At 54.3% G+C, this 13,679-nt stretch carries 12 protein-coding genes; 7 read left to right on the top strand and 5 right to left on the bottom strand.

Annotated elements, in window-relative coordinates; translation table 11 throughout:
- Positions 1-59 precede the first annotated feature (59 nt).
- The 4 genes from ACT3RQ_RS13965 to ACT3RQ_RS13950 all read right to left on the bottom strand — a co-directional run bounded on the left by ACT3RQ_RS13965 (position 60) and on the right by ACT3RQ_RS13950 (position 4,064).
- A complete protein-coding gene (locus ACT3RQ_RS13965; RefSeq protein WP_193053312.1) occupies positions 60-1,349 on the bottom strand; it encodes an MATE family efflux transporter in 1,290 nt (429 codons plus the stop codon).
- Between the two features lie 11 nt (positions 1,350-1,360).
- Positions 1,361-1,609, bottom strand: a complete 249-nt coding sequence (locus tag ACT3RQ_RS13960; protein ID WP_087105869.1) for a YfhL family 4Fe-4S dicluster ferredoxin — start codon at positions 1,607-1,609, stop codon at positions 1,361-1,363.
- Between the two features lie 80 nt (positions 1,610-1,689).
- Positions 1,690-2,184 carry a pantetheine-phosphate adenylyltransferase gene (gene coaD / locus ACT3RQ_RS13955; protein WP_193053311.1) on the bottom strand — a complete coding sequence of 165 codons (495 nt, stop codon included), beginning with the start codon at positions 2,182-2,184 and terminating at the stop codon, positions 1,690-1,692.
- Positions 2,181-4,064: a beta-ketoacyl synthase gene (locus tag ACT3RQ_RS13950; protein WP_444640205.1), complete on the bottom strand. Its 1,884-nt coding sequence runs from the start codon at positions 4,062-4,064 to the stop codon at positions 2,181-2,183. The genes coaD and ACT3RQ_RS13950 overlap by 4 nt, the downstream gene beginning before the upstream one ends.
- A 210-nt stretch (positions 4,065-4,274) precedes the next feature.
- Between ACT3RQ_RS13950 and trmB the strand changes: the two genes are divergently transcribed.
- The 4 genes from trmB to glnE all read left to right on the top strand — a co-directional run bounded on the left by trmB (position 4,275) and on the right by glnE (position 9,916).
- A complete protein-coding gene (gene trmB / locus ACT3RQ_RS13945) occupies positions 4,275-4,940 on the top strand; it encodes a tRNA (guanine(46)-N(7))-methyltransferase TrmB (protein ID WP_444640181.1) in 666 nt (221 codons plus the stop codon).
- A gap of 162 nt (positions 4,941-5,102) precedes the next feature.
- On the top strand, positions 5,103-6,530 hold the full coding sequence (gene dacB / locus ACT3RQ_RS13940) for a D-alanyl-D-alanine carboxypeptidase/D-alanyl-D-alanine endopeptidase (protein ID WP_444680705.1): 1,428 nt from the start codon (positions 5,103-5,105) through the stop codon (positions 6,528-6,530).
- A gap of 31 nt (positions 6,531-6,561) precedes the next feature.
- Entirely contained in the window at positions 6,562-6,933 is a 372-nt protein-coding gene (locus tag ACT3RQ_RS13935; RefSeq protein ID WP_193053309.1) for a diacylglycerol kinase, read from the top strand.
- A gap of 28 nt (positions 6,934-6,961) precedes the next feature.
- The gene (gene glnE / locus ACT3RQ_RS13930) at positions 6,962-9,916 is read left to right on the top strand and encodes a bifunctional [glutamate--ammonia ligase]-adenylyl-L-tyrosine phosphorylase/[glutamate--ammonia-ligase] adenylyltransferase (protein WP_444680684.1); all 2,955 of its coding nucleotides are present in this window, start codon (positions 6,962-6,964) and stop codon (positions 9,914-9,916) included.
- A gap of 147 nt (positions 9,917-10,063) precedes the next feature.
- Here the strand turns inward: glnE and ACT3RQ_RS13925 are convergent, their stop codons facing one another.
- Complete coding sequence (locus ACT3RQ_RS13925) at positions 10,064-10,435, bottom strand: hypothetical protein (RefSeq protein WP_444680683.1); 372 nt, start codon at positions 10,433-10,435, stop codon at positions 10,064-10,066.
- 132 nt (positions 10,436-10,567) lie between these two features.
- On the opposite strand from ACT3RQ_RS13925, the gene ACT3RQ_RS13920 reads away from it, so the two are divergent.
- From ACT3RQ_RS13920 to ACT3RQ_RS13910, 3 genes are all read left to right on the top strand, one after another.
- Complete coding sequence (locus ACT3RQ_RS13920; RefSeq protein ID WP_193053307.1) at positions 10,568-11,602, top strand: methyl-accepting chemotaxis protein; 1,035 nt, start codon at positions 10,568-10,570, stop codon at positions 11,600-11,602.
- A 243-nt stretch (positions 11,603-11,845) separates the two neighbouring features.
- Positions 11,846-13,471 (top strand): BCCT family transporter, encoded by a 1,626-nt coding sequence (locus tag ACT3RQ_RS13915; RefSeq protein WP_444680682.1) that lies wholly within the window; start codon positions 11,846-11,848, stop codon positions 13,469-13,471.
- A gap of 43 nt (positions 13,472-13,514) precedes the next feature.
- Entirely contained in the window at positions 13,515-13,679 is a 165-nt protein-coding gene (locus ACT3RQ_RS13910) for a hypothetical protein (RefSeq protein WP_172117332.1), read from the top strand.

Below are 13,679 nucleotides of genomic sequence, written 5' to 3'. Positions count from 1 at the left end.
AAGACGTACTTTAGAACGATAGCGCAGCTAGCCAATAACGGGAGGACGGGTTTAAACGCTTATTGCCAACGCGAGTGCCGGTAGCGTCGATAGTAACCAATCAATACACCCGAGCGCACCGTAATAAACAGGGTAAAAGCGAACCATAAGCCATGATTGCCTAGCCCTTGGGTCAGCCACCAGGCCGGCAGGTAAACCAGCATGGCGATAAAGATACTATTACGCATTTCACGCACGGCGGTAGCACCAATAAATACGCCATCCAGAAGATAGCTCCAAACGGCAATCAGCGGCATCACCACCATCCACGGAAGGTATAACGCGGCGGCAGTGCGTACTTCGTCAAGCCCGGTTAAAAGTGCCACCAACTGATTGCCGCCAAGGGCAAACCCCAGTGAGGCACCGGCCGCTGTCCAAAAGGAGAATTGGGCTGCCCTGCGAACAATGAGTGAAAGCTCCTGCCAGTCACGGCGACCAAAGGCGCGACCCACCAGCGATTCTGCCGCGTGGGCAAAGCCATCCAGGGCGTAGCTGGTGAGCATAATAAATTGCAGTAGCACCGCATTGGCGGCCAGCACCGTATCGCCTTGGCGCGCCCCTTGAGCCGTAAAGAAGGCCATGACGAACAGCAAGCCAAGCGTGCGTACAAACAGGTTGGCGTTGATATTGAAAAGGGCCGTATAGGCCGACAGTGCCAGCAGGTGTACACGCGATAAATGCCCAGAAAGCGTTTTAAGTTGGCGCGTCACCAAATAGCCGCCAAACGCTAGTGCACTGTAGTCGGCAATAACGCTTGCCCAGGCAACGCCATTGCTGGTCATGCCCAGGCCCACCACAAACCACAGGTCGAGCACGATATTGACGCTGTTGGTCAGCAACAAAATCATCAGCGTAACGCGAGAGTTTTGTTGGCCTAAAAACCATCCCAATATTGCATAGTTGGCCAACACGGCTGGCGCCGACCATAGGCGTATTTCGGCATATTCACGGGCCAGCGGCGTAGCTACCTCGCTACCGTCCAGCAACCAAAGCCCCAGGGAAATAAGCGGTGACGAGAAAAGAATCAGCAGTGCACCAATCGCCCCAGCAATGATCAGCGATTGGCCCAGTAACAGGCGCACATCGCTATCACTTTCACGGCCGATAGCCTGAGCGACCAGCCCGGTGGTGCCCATGCGCAAGAAACCAAAGCCCCAGTAAAGAAAGCTGAAAAGAGTGGCGCCCAGCGTCACCGCCGCCAGATAACGTGAATCGGGCAGATGCCCAACCACCGCAGTATCGACCAGACCCAGCAGCGGGACGGTAATATTGGAAAGGATAATTGGCCATGCGATGGCCCATATACGCACGCGATCGTCGCTTAGGCAGCAGTAATAATGCGGTACTTCTCTAACAGCTGCTGCTGCGTTTCCTTGCGTGCCGGGTCAAGCGGAATACAGTCTACCGGGCAAACCTGCTGGCACTGTGGCTCATCGAAATGGCCAACGCACTCGGTGCACAGGTTTGGATTGATGATGTAAATCTCTTCGCCGGGCGAGATAGCATCGTTCGGACATTCGGGCTCGCAGACGTCACAATTAATGCATTCATCGGTGATCATCAGTGCCATGGGCATACCTCGCAAATGGCTGGCACACCCGGGAATAGCGGCAAGAAATACCCGAGTGTTTTACTCAACAATGTTAGTGGTTACGTAGTGTAGTGCTTACGCAAGGCTTCTGCGACCTGGGAAGGTACCAGTGGTGAAATATCGCCGCCCAATTTGGCAATTTCACGCACAATCGTGGAGGAAATATACGAGTTTTCTACGCCAGGCGTTAGAAAAACGCTTTCCAGCTCCGGGTTTTGAGCGCGATTCATGTTGGCAAGCTGAAGTTCGTACTCAAAATCGGATGCGCCACGCAGACCACGTAAAATGATGGTGGCGCCTTGCTCGTGCATAAAGGTCGTCAGCAGATTGGAAAAACCCACTACTTCAACGTTGGAAAGCGACGCACAGACGTCTTTAGCCAAGGACATGCGGGCTTCTAAATCAAGGCTTGGCCGCTTGCCGGGGCTGGCTGCTACGGCAATGATGACCTTCTCGAACATCCTCGCGCCACGCGCTATAAGGTCCATGTGACCGTTGGTAATCGGATCAAAAGTGCCAGGGTACACGGCAATATTGACGCGTGGCGTGTTCATTCCGAGGGCTCCTCGTTGATGCTACCAAAGGGGTTATCACTGGTAAGTGATACCGCCTGGGCATAGCCTGGAATATGAATGCGGTCAGCGTGAATATCCAGCTCCGGCCCTTCCAGCACCTCTTCGCCAAACTGATAGCGCGGCGCATAGTGGCCTCTATCCGCTTGAGCCAGATAGGCATCTGCCTGGGCGCGTACGGTTTCACGACGCGTTTTCCAAGCATTGATGGCATCGGCGCCATGGCGCTGGAGCAACAGGCGCTCAGTAACATCGGGTGAAAGCACCACGCCGGTGGCGTTATTGCCGCCAAAGCCCTTGGCATTAATAAAGGCAGCATCTGCCTTAAAGGCGATAGGGGGTTGGAAAAAACGCAGCCGGTCGGCGTAGACATCGTCAGCCACTTCATTAAGCGTGGGGATGCCGGGCAATATGTCATGGGCAAAACTGCCGAGCGCGCTTACCAGCTGGTCGCCCGCTGCCGAGCCTTGGGAGTGGCCAATAAATGACTTGATGGCGACGACTGGCCAGTCGGTAATGCCATTCGCACGGGCAATTTCATCCAGCACATGGGACTCAGTCGTGCGGTTTTTCGGCGTGCTGGTGCCGTGGGCATGCAGAAAACTGCGCTCTCTTAGTGCTTTTTCGCCTAACAGGTCACGCACCAGCGATGCGGCCTTGCCCAGGGTAATGTAATTGCCAATACCTGGTGCGGAAATCGAGCGTTTAAAGCCGTCTGCGTTGACAAAGACATCCGGTACCGAGCCCAGAATGTCTGCGCCCAGCTCAAGCGCCAACGAGTCATCCATTAACAGGATAAACTGGCTGGCTTCTGCCATGGTAAAACCACAGTTAAGCGCAAACGGTCGGCTGGCGCGCTGGTAATCCGCATCTGTTAATAGCTCCAGAGCATCCAGCGCTTTTAAGCTAGCGTCGTCTGCCAGGGCGCCCATCGCGCGAAAGCCTTCAATAATTTCCGGGGTGATCGGCGCATCAGCGGTGCCTACCATGACCACTCTGCGTCGCCCCGAACGAATATCTTCAGTACCCAAGCGCAGGTTATAGAGAAAACTGGCGCAGGCGCCTAATACCGCCCCGGTACTGCCAACGCTACCCAGCACATAGGCATTTAAAAAGTCGGCGGGCATTTGCCCGTACCCTAACGGCATCTGTTTTGAGGTGGCGCGTTGACCGCTCACCAGGCTCTTCATCAAGCCGCCCCAGCCAGCATCATCCAACTGACCAATGGAGTTGCCTGCATAAACTGCGATGTGGTCAGGATTAAGCGTTTGGCGCAGCGTCTCCCAGGATAAACCGCTGGCACCCAGGCAGTCGCTGGCGCCAAAAATCGCCATCGAGAGTCCGCGAGGGTGATGCACGCTGCGGTACAGGCTTGCCGGTTCAAAACCGTGAGGAAGCTGCGCGGCTGCACATACCTTGGGGCGCTGAGCGTCGGGCAGCAGCGTCTCAAAAACGCCTGCCGGTACAGTGACCTCTACTTCACGGGCGCCCAGTTCGCGGACCTGCCAGTTTTCCGGTAAATTTTCCGGAAGCTGGCGGCGGCGCAGCGTAAAGCGCAGCGGCTCGCTCAACTGAAGGCTGGCCTGACGATTGGCAGGCAGCCCCGGCTCCAGGAACCTGGGGTCCTCGTTGCGGCGAACCAATGTGTGGTTAAGCACCTGATCACGTAACGACTGAGCAGGCGAGTTTACGGGCTGGCCTGCGCGATCGTGCCACCCTTTTTCGGAGTGCTCGACAAGCTGCATAAGGGCCGCCAGGCCCTCCAGGGTCTGGCGCTGCTGGTCAGCGGGAAGGGCATCAAGCACGGTACGACGGAAGGCCTGATGGCCTGAGGTCCTGCCGGCGGGATTGATGCCGCCCATGCCGACAATCACCGGTAAGTGTGACAAGCCGGGTTCCTCGTGGTGCGGTGGTTTTTAATAACAGTTATCGCCAATGGCAGGGTAAAAAGTACGCGGCCATTGAGCTTAATAAATATCTCGGGCGTGATCATAGCACCGGGCACCTTATGACGTCATGCTGCAAGCGCAGGAGACTGATAGAATCACCTCTTTTTAAGTCTGAGGGATGGCATGCAGAACACTTCTCGCCCCGTTATATCCAATCAGCCAGGCCCTCACCATGATCTAGCGCGCCGGGTCGATCGAGCGTTGGCGACGCCACTACGTAAACCTATTGCGGCTCATACTCTGGAAGCATTTGAGCAGGCTAGCCGCTGGTATCAAGCGCGTCATGCTCCGCTGATCATCGATGCCGGGTGCGGTGTTGGAATTTCGACCCGCCAATTGGCTGCACAGTTCCCTGACCATGCCGTGATCGGGGTCGACCGCAGTGAAGATAGGCTAGGGCGTGATCATGGCGCGCTACCGGATAATGCGTTGCTGGTCCGGGCGGACCTGGTTGACTTTTGGCGCTTGGCGGATCAGGCGCGGTGGCAACCTGAACGCCACTATTTGTTGTACCCCAATCCGTACCCCAAGGCCGCTCATTTAAAGATGCGCTGGCATGGGCACCCGGTTTTACCCACACTGTTGGCACTTGGTGGCCAGCTTGAGGTGCGCTCCAACTGGCCGCTTTATATTGAGGAGTTTGCCTTGGCAGTCGCGCAAGTAACGGGAAGGCAAGCAGACATCGGCGTATGGACGCCCGATAGTGAGTACTTAACCCCCTTTGAAGCTAAATACGATAAAAGCGGCCAAACGCTTTGGCGCTTACAGGTTCAACTCGAGCGCTTATAACGTTTGTGTTAGGTGAAAAACCTGGCCTGTCCGCGCGGATGGATATCGCCCTGATAGTGGTAGGTGTGGTGGTGATGCACGTGTTTTCAAAATGAATAGACATTGAGGCCGATAACAGTGACGTACTTCTTTAAAGCAACGGTGCGCAAGTGGCGTGTGACGATGACCGCCGGGGTAGCCGCCGCTTCACTACTGGCGAGCCCTGCGCTATTTGCCGATTTTAGCCGTTTGGGGCAGTTGCAGGATAAGGGGTTTTCGATAAGCGCGGAGGCGCGCCTGCTTGATACTGATGCGCCTGAGTTGCTGGGAAGCATCAACCCAGAGCGCCAGATGGCGCCCGCCTCTGTTACCAAGGCCTATATGGCGGCCGCCCTATTAAATCGCTTTGGCCCTCAGCATCGCTTTACCAGCCAGCTGGTAAGCAGTGGCGCTATCGATAACGGCATTTTGCGGGGGGACCTGGTGTTTGAAGGCGGCGGCGACCCTGGGCTTACGACAGAAAATCTGTGGCGCCTGGTACAGCGCTTACAAATGGCCGGTGTTAATGAAGTGGATGGTGCGCTCGTCGTAAGCCAGTGGCGTTTTGGCCCTGTCGACTGTATTACCAGCGACCGCTGCAACGCCCGCACCCGTGTGACCAATGCTTATAGCGCGCCGCTTACCTCCGCGGGGGTTAATTTCGGCAGCTGGTGTGTCAACGTAGCCCCTTCTCAAGTGGCGGGTGAGCCCGCTCGTACCACGCTTTGCGATAGCCAGTTACCATTAATTGATATCGATAACCAGGTCATCACACGTCCGGCCAATAGCGGAACCGAAATTAGCGCCGAGCGCGTCACCGATGAGCGTGGCGATGTAATGCGCCTGAGTGGGCAAATTTCAACCAACGCCATGGCTCGGGATATTTATCGAGGAGCCGGCGACGCCGCTGAAGAGACCGCGCAGATACTGCTTGGCATGCTAAACCAGGCGGGCATTGCTGTCAGGGACCCATGGCGTGTCACTTCAACTCAGCCTCTTGCCAGTGCGAAGCGCTTGGCGGCGGTGGATAGCCAGCCGCTACAAGAACTCCTGCTGCGCACCATGAACTACTCCAATAACTATATGGCTGATGTGCTGGCCTTAAACCTGGTGGAAACGCCGCAAGCCCAGCTGCGTCAGGCGGGTTCAGCGCTGGAAGTTTATGCCGAGAGCTTATCAGGCCACGGCCCTGTCACCTTATACAGCGGTAGTGGACTGACGACAGAAAACCGTACCTCGGCTCATGGCGTTAATGTAATGCTGGAGGACATGTATCTGAAGAGTTCGCTGTTTCCAAGCTTCGTGGCCGCCTTTCAGTCGCCTGCCAACGGCGTCATGCGATTTATTCGACGCGGCTCATCCACGTTTCAAGATAACGTCATGCTCAAAACAGGTACGCTGAATCAGCCTTTTGCCGTACGCGCTGTAGCAGGTTACTTTCGTACGGCCTCCGGGCGTTGGGGTGTTTTTAGTGTATTGGTGAACGGAAGTGGTAACACTCCTTATATAAGCTGGTCTGAGGTGCTTGATCCGTTGTCGCTCGATTTGGACGCAATGATTCTGGCTAATTAATTTCCTCGACGCTTAAAGTGAGACGACTTGCATGAAACCAGAGCATACCGGTCTAACCCATTTGGTGTACTCAACACGCTACTCCTGGAAAGGATTAAAGGCTGCCTTTCGTAACGAAACGGCCTTTCGCCAGGAAGTGTGTATTACCGCCGTGTTGTTGCCTTTTGCCTGGTGGATCAGTAATGACTCGCTAAGCTGGTTACTGCTGGTGGGCAGCTTGTTTCTCGTGCTCATTGTTGAGCTGTTAAACAGTGCGATTGAAAACGTGGTCGACCGCATTGGTACAGAGCATCACGAACTTTCCGGGCGGGCCAAGGATATTGGGTCCGCCGCCGTCATGCTGTCGTTAATAATGGCTGGGCTTACCTGGGGGCTCTTGGGTTGGCAAAAAATCTTTGGCTAGCGTGTAAGCGCTTGGCGGTGAGGTAGCTATGCAACAGGATAATTCGTTTATACCTTTAAACACTCTGCCTGAGGTGCTTCAGCAAGAGGGCCAAAAGGTGGGCCAGCGGCTGAACGATGCGCTTGGTCAAGCGGATAATACTGCCTCATTGACCCAGCAGCCGCTGCCCTCGGAAGGTTGGCAAGCGCTTACTCAACCACGCCGCGAGGCGCTGGCCAAGGTGCTAAGCGTATCTACCTTTGTGCTGGATACGTTCACCCGCTACCCGGGCTGGCTTGCAACGCTTGAAGCCAACGGCGAATTGGATACGGCACCGGCCCGCCATGATCAACAACAGTGGCTGCACGACGCACTGGAACGCGCAGAAGATGAAGCGGCCATGCAGCGTGTGTTGCGGCGTTTTCGGCGTGCACGAATGGTGGGTATCATCTGGCGGGATCTAAATCGGCCTGATGGTTATACCATGTGGGATACCGCTCACGCGGTTTCTCAACTGGCTGAGTTGTGTCTTGAAGCCGCGTTACGTTGGCTTGAAGGTTTTTATGCGCCTCGTTGGGGCATGCCAGCGCCCCGTGCCGATGGCGCTGCCCAGCGCTTGGTCGTTCTTGGAATGGGGAAGCTGGGCGCAGGCGAACTGAATCTCTCCTCTGATATCGACCTGATTTTTGCCTTCCCTGAAAAAGGCGAGACGCAGGGCGGGCGCAAGCCGCTGGAGCATCAGGAATACTTTACCAAGCTGGGCCAAAAGCTGATTGCCGCGCTGGATGCCATGACCGCAGATGGCTTTGTCTTTCGGGTGGATATGCGCTTGCGGCCGCTAGGCGATGGCGGACCGCTGGTAGGCAGTTTTGCCATGCTCTCAAGCTACTATCAGGACCAGGGGCGCGAGTGGGAGCGTTACGCCCTGCTCAAGGCGCGCCCGGTGGCGGGAGATATAGAGGCGGGGGTTGAGTTATTGGCTGGCCTGCGCCCGTTTGTATATCGCCGTTACCTGGATTTTGGCGCCATTGAGTCGCTGCGCGAGCTAAAAGCCATGATTAACCGCGAAGTAAAGCGCAAAGGGATGCAGAGCAATATCAAGCTCGGCCCTGGCGGCATTCGCGAAGTGGAATTTGTGGTGCAGGCGTTCCAACTGATTCGTGGCGGGCGGGATACGGAGCTGCAGGTAACGTCGTTGAAAACGGCCTTGAATCGCTTGCCCGAGCCAGGGCTACTGCCCCAAGCGGTGGTCGATGAACTAATGCCTGATTACGCATTTCTGCGCGACCTGGAGCACGTCATCCAAGCGCTTGAAGATCGCCAGACGCAAATGCTGCCAACAGATGAGACCGACCAGGCCCGGATTGCTTTTGCCATGGGCTATCAAGACTGGGCACTACTGATGGCGGCGCTTGATGATGTTCGAGAGCGTGTTCGGCGTCATTTTGATGCCGTGATTGCTGACCCCGAGGAGGATGTGGAAGAAGCCAACGACGCAAGCCGCTTGGCGCCTGCGCAGTGGCGTTTGATCTGGCGCAACGAGCTGGAAGCGGACGAAGCAACCGCTTACTTACACAGCGCAGGGTTTGCCGAGCCCGATCAGGTATTGAAGCGTCTGCAGAGTTTCTATCAATCGCGCCAGGTGCAAAGTATGCAGCGAATCGGCTTTGAGCGTCTTGATGCGCTAATGCCGCTACTGCTGGCCGCCGTGGCTGAAAATGAGACACCGGATATCGCGCTTGCCCGCGTGCAGCCTTTGATTGAGGCGGTACTAAGGCGAACCGCCTATTTAGCGCTGCTGCGTGAAAACCCTCAGGCGCTTGAGCATCTCATGCGCTTATGCGTTGCCAGCCCATGGATTGCCGAGCGCCTTTCTCGCTATCCGATTCTGTTGGACGAGCTGTTAACGCCAGAAACTCTTTACACCCCAGCGGATAAAGCACGCTTGGCCGATGAGTTACGTCAAACGTTAAACCGGCTGCCTGAAGATGATGAAGAAGCCCAGCTTGAAGCACTGCGGGTATTTAAACATGCCAAAATGCTTCACGTGGCCGCCTCTGATATCGCCGGTACACGACATTTAATGAAAGTAAGTGATTACTTAACGTATATCGCTGAAGTGATTCTGGACGCCGTTTTGGCAATGGCCTGGAAACATGTGACCCGTAAGCACGGAGTGCCCAAGGGGCTTAACGACCATGAACCGGCTTTTCTGATTATTGGCTATGGAAAGTTGGGCGGTATCGAGCTGGGTTATGGCTCTGATCTTGATCTGGTTTTTCTGCATGATAGCGATGGTAAAGGGGCTACCGACGGTCCTCGACCCATTGATACGCCGCTGTTTTTTACCCGTTTGGGCCAACGTATTATTCACCTGCTAACCGCGGTGACGCCCGCGGGCAGCTTGTACGACGTCGATATGCGCTTGCGCCCCTCAGGCAATGCGGGGCTATTGGTGACCTCGCTTGATGCCTTTGCTGACTATCAACAGCAAAATGCCTGGACCTGGGAGCATCAGGCGCTAGTGCGCGCACGGGTCGTCGCCGGAAGCAGTGCGCTTGCGAAACGGTTTAACCAGATTCGTGGAGACATCCTGGGCAGGCAGCGTGATAAACACGCCCTGCGTGATGATGTAGTCAACATGCGCCACAAAATGCGTGACCACTTGGGCAGTAAAACCCGAGAACCGCGCTTTAATTTAAAGCACGATGCTGGTGGCATGGTGGACATTGAATTTCTCTGCCAGTACGCGGTGTTAGCGCTGGCTCACCAAACACCCTCGCTGGCTACCTACAGCGATAATATGCGTATTTTAGAGATGCTTGCCGAGAGTGGGCACTTACCTTCAGTGGAGGCTGAGCAGTTAAAAGAAGCTTATCTGGCCTACCGAAGCAGAACACACCGCGCAGCACTAACGGGTGAGAAACTCATTGGTGAGGTCGATGACTTTAAGGAGCATCGCGCTGCCGTCGAAGCCCTTTGGCAGCGCTTTCTTGAACCATAAACCAGGCTTGGGTTGGTGGGGCTAGGGTCATTTGTTCTGGGCAATTAGCTTTGCGTCTTTCAGTCAAACGCCGCTATTCAGAACAGTGGAGCCGTCATAAAGGCTTCCTGATTGCTTTGGGAAGCCTCATGCCGATGATTAGCGCCGTTAATCACGCGGCGTTGCCTTGTTATCTTCGTGTGTTTTTACCTCGTAACTTCCTTCCAGAACATCCTGCTGACGTGACCGCGTATGAGGCTCTGCGTAACCGCCGCCAATATCCTGAGCTTGCTCGGCGCGCATTTGCTCCATCCGCTTTTTCATTTTATGGCGTACAAAAGGCATCATGGCCCAGCCAATTAAAAGAAAGAACAGGCCTAGTATGACGCCGACCACCATTAGCACGCCAAACGCCAGCCACGTTAGCAGCAATTTTAAGCTACCCATTAGCCCGCCGGGCTGCGACTGCGCTGCGCGTGTACGCCATTGTTGAGCAGCTTGCCAAGCGGCGTTACGTTGCTCGCGATTCATCTGTGGCATAAAAGCCTCCATCGTCGTGTGCCTTATTGGAACATAGTTTGTTAGCCAAGTTCACTGAAGGCTGGCCTATATCTTGCTTTACTAGCGTTAGGGAAACGGTTTGCCTTGAAATACCTCCTATAAGGAACGCTCATGCAAGATAATAGTATTCTTGAACTTGCTTACGGCATTACAACGATTACGCGAGAAAAAATCGGCATGATTGAAAAAATCATGCAGCAAACTGAAATTTTGGCTTTGAATGCACGTATAGAAGCGGCAAGAGCAGGTCCCAGCGGTGCGGCCTTCTCCGTCGTTGCTCAGGAGATGGGACGTGTATCCGGTGCGATCAATGAAATCGCCCGTGATTTTCGACACCAGGTGGAGGCGCACACTGAAAGTATTGAAACGGCCGGTACGTCAATGGCCAATGAGTTTCGCGGGCAGCGCTTTACCGATATTGCTTTGAATGCAGTTGAAATCATTGACCGTAATTTGTTTGAGCGCTCCTGCGATGTGCGCTGGTGGGCGACGGATAGCGCTGTGGTCGAGGCCATACAGCATCCCAATCAGCAGCGCTGTGATTATGCGAGCCATCGGCTGGCCACTATTCTGCGCTCGTATACCGTTTATCTGGATTTATGGGTGGCAGATGCAGAAGGCAATGTGATTGCCAGCGGTCGTCCTGACCACTATCCTGGCGTAAAAGGTGTAAACGTAGCCGACAATGAATGGTTCAAGCGTGCCATGAAAACACCTGATGGAGACGCGTTCGTGGTTAACGATATTGAGCACAATGCCCTGTTGGACGACGCAGCGGTGGCAACGTATGCCACGGCTATTCGCAAAGGCGGAGAGAGTGATGGTGTTGCCATTGGCGTTTTAGGCATATTTTTTGACTGGGCCCCTCAGGCAAAGGCGGTTATTGAAGGGGTCGGGTTAACCGAAGAGGAGCAGGCTTGTAGCCGCGTTTTATTACTCGACTCCAAGAATCACATCATTGCAGATACTCAGCAAAATACCGTTGGCAACCGGTATCCGTTAGCACGCGACAGCGAACAACGCGGGTATTATCAGGAGAAGGGGAGCTTGATAAGTTTTGCTGAAACGCCCGGCTATGAAACGTATCGAGGATTAGGCTGGTTGGGTGTTGTTGAATATCAGGTAATAGATAATCCGACTGGATAGGATCGCTAGCACCAAAATGATGCGGCTTGGCTAAAAAAGAGCATTTAATGTTTTATTTTGGTGCAGTGAGCGCGCTAAAGAAGGTGACGGAAAACAATTGTTTGCCCATTTAGATAACGGCGTTAAATACGCATGCCCTTCATGAATAAACGAAGACTGTACATAAACATCGTTAACCCGCTAGGGTTACAACGTCTATGTATAGTTTCTTTCATTCAATTACTTATCTAACAAGGTGGTTGTATGGCAAATCATGGAGGAAAGTCGGTGTTTATTGCATCGGCTGTCATCATTTTCAGCCTGGTAGTAGTGGGCGCAGCCTTTCCCGAAGGGTTCGGAGGTGCAGCCGAGTCGGCTCTCGCATCGGTAACACGGCTTTTTGGTTGGTTTTATCTGTTCTCTGTATTTGGGTTTGTTGTGTTCCTGTTTTCACTCGCCTTTAGCAAGTATGGCAAGGTACGTTTAGGGCCTCAGGACAGTACGCCCAACTACACTTTTTTCTCATGGATCAGCATGCTGCTGGCGGCCGGGTTTGGCGTAGGGCTTGTGTTTTATGGCATGGCCGAACCCATGTCGCACTATATTGAGCCGCCCTACGGTGATGTGCCCGCCGAAACAGAAGCAGCCGCCCGCTATGCCATTCAATACAGCTACTTCAACTGGGGTATTCATCAATGGGCGGCCTTTTCGGTGGTGGGCCTGATCATTGCCTATTTTCAGTTCCGTAAAGGTCAGGCAGGGCTTGTGTCATCGGTGCTCTCATCCGTTACCGCTAAAAGGCCACGGCTTCGCCCGTATGCCTCGTGGCTTGATGTGTTTGCGGTTGTCGCGACCGTGATGGGGGTGGCTACCTCGCTAGGGCTTGGGGTACTACAGATGAACGGCGGCTTGAACGCTGTTTTTGGCCTGCCTGAAAATGGGTTTTGGCAGTTTATTATTCTGTTGGTGATGTTCTGCGCCTATATGGCGTCGACCTGGTCCGGGCTTGATAAAGGTATTAAGCGCCTTTCAAACCTGAACATGGTGCTGTGCATCGGGCTAATGGTGTATGTCTTGGTGACCGGCCCGACCATTGCGATCCTTGAAACGATTACGCTAGGCATTGGTGACTACCTTCAGAACTTTATTGGGATGAGCCTACGTATCTCCCCGTATAGTGATAATGAGTGGGCCAGTAGCTGGACGATTTTCTATTGGGCCTGGGTCATTGCATGGTCACCGTTTGTAGGTACGTTTATTGCGCGCGTGTCCCGTGGCCGTACGATTAAAGAGTATGTGTTTGGTGTATTGCTGGTTCCGCCGCTGTTGGCTTGTCTCTGGATTGGCGTATTTGGGGGAGCAGCGCTAAACATGGAGCTTAACGGCACAAATGTAGGCTTAGCGGCCGCCACTCAGGAAAATATCACCGTGGCGCTGTTTAAAATGTTCGAGCTGATGCCGTTCTCTAACGTACTTTCTGTTGTTGCCATGATGCTCATCTTTATCTTTTTGGTAACATCGGCCGACTCTGCTTCTTATATCGTGGCGCAGATGACCGACAACGGCTCTATTAATCCCCCGCTTTATAAACGTATTATCTGGGGGGGGCTGATTGCGGCAATTTGTTTAACGTTGATTGTGGCGGGAGGCCTTTCCGGGCTTCAGTCAGCAGCGGTGCTGTCGGCACTACCGTTTACCTTTATTCTGTATATGATGGTCATTGTGCTGGTACGTGAGCTACGCGCAGACCGTAAGGCTATGTTGACCCAGCTTTATCGTCGCCACGGTGAAACGCCTGTTGGCGCCGATGCCTTTGAAGCTGAGCAGATGGGCGAAGAGGAGCGCTTACGCCGTGCACCGAATGTTATCAATCGGCGTATTAATAGCTAGGTGAACTTAATCAGGTCTTCAGGAGCAAACACATGGAGCGAGGATGCTGATGGCTCGGCGAGGACGCCACGGTGCAACACGACGCCAGCCCAAGGGGCAGGCGCTTGAGCGTTGGTTGGATCGCTGGCTGGACCGCGTCGTTACGGTCGCCGTTGTAACGGCACTGGTGATTGGTCTGTCGGCTGTCCTGGCACATTGGCTTTTGTAG

This window comes from Halomonas sp. AOP43-D1-4 (assembly GCF_052446175.1).
Taxonomy (GTDB): Bacteria; Pseudomonadota; Gammaproteobacteria; order Pseudomonadales; family Halomonadaceae; genus Vreelandella; species Vreelandella citrativorans.
Note: the sequence above shows the minus strand (reverse complement) of the source record. Positions and strands in the feature narration are given on the sequence as shown.

What these genes read in the sequence shown, in the direction of transcription:
- ACT3RQ_RS13950 (WP_444640205.1), bottom strand. Translation starts at nt 4,064, where the DNA reads ATGGGCGGCATCAATCCCGCCGGCAGGACCTCAGGCCATCAGGCCTTC.
- dacB (WP_444680705.1), top strand. Translation starts at nt 5,103, where the DNA reads ATGACCGCCGGGGTAGCCGCCGCTTCACTACTGGCGAGCCCTGCGCTA.
- ACT3RQ_RS13960 (WP_087105869.1), bottom strand. Translation starts at nt 1,609, where the DNA reads ATGGCACTGATGATCACCGATGAATGCATTAATTGTGACGTCTGCGAG.
- ACT3RQ_RS13920 (WP_193053307.1), top strand. Translation starts at nt 10,568, where the DNA reads ATGCAAGATAATAGTATTCTTGAACTTGCTTACGGCATTACAACGATT.
- ACT3RQ_RS13915 (WP_444680682.1), top strand. Translation starts at nt 11,846, where the DNA reads ATGGCAAATCATGGAGGAAAGTCGGTGTTTATTGCATCGGCTGTCATC.
- ACT3RQ_RS13935 (WP_193053309.1), top strand. Translation starts at nt 6,562, where the DNA reads ATGAAACCAGAGCATACCGGTCTAACCCATTTGGTGTACTCAACACGC.
- coaD (WP_193053311.1), bottom strand. Translation starts at nt 2,184, where the DNA reads ATGAACACGCCACGCGTCAATATTGCCGTGTACCCTGGCACTTTTGAT.
- trmB (WP_444640181.1), top strand. Translation starts at nt 4,275, where the DNA reads ATGCAGAACACTTCTCGCCCCGTTATATCCAATCAGCCAGGCCCTCAC.
- glnE (WP_444680684.1), top strand. Translation starts at nt 6,962, where the DNA reads ATGCAACAGGATAATTCGTTTATACCTTTAAACACTCTGCCTGAGGTG.
- ACT3RQ_RS13925 (WP_444680683.1), bottom strand. Translation starts at nt 10,435, where the DNA reads ATGCCACAGATGAATCGCGAGCAACGTAACGCCGCTTGGCAAGCTGCT.
- ACT3RQ_RS13910 (WP_172117332.1), top strand. Translation starts at nt 13,515, where the DNA reads ATGCTGATGGCTCGGCGAGGACGCCACGGTGCAACACGACGCCAGCCC.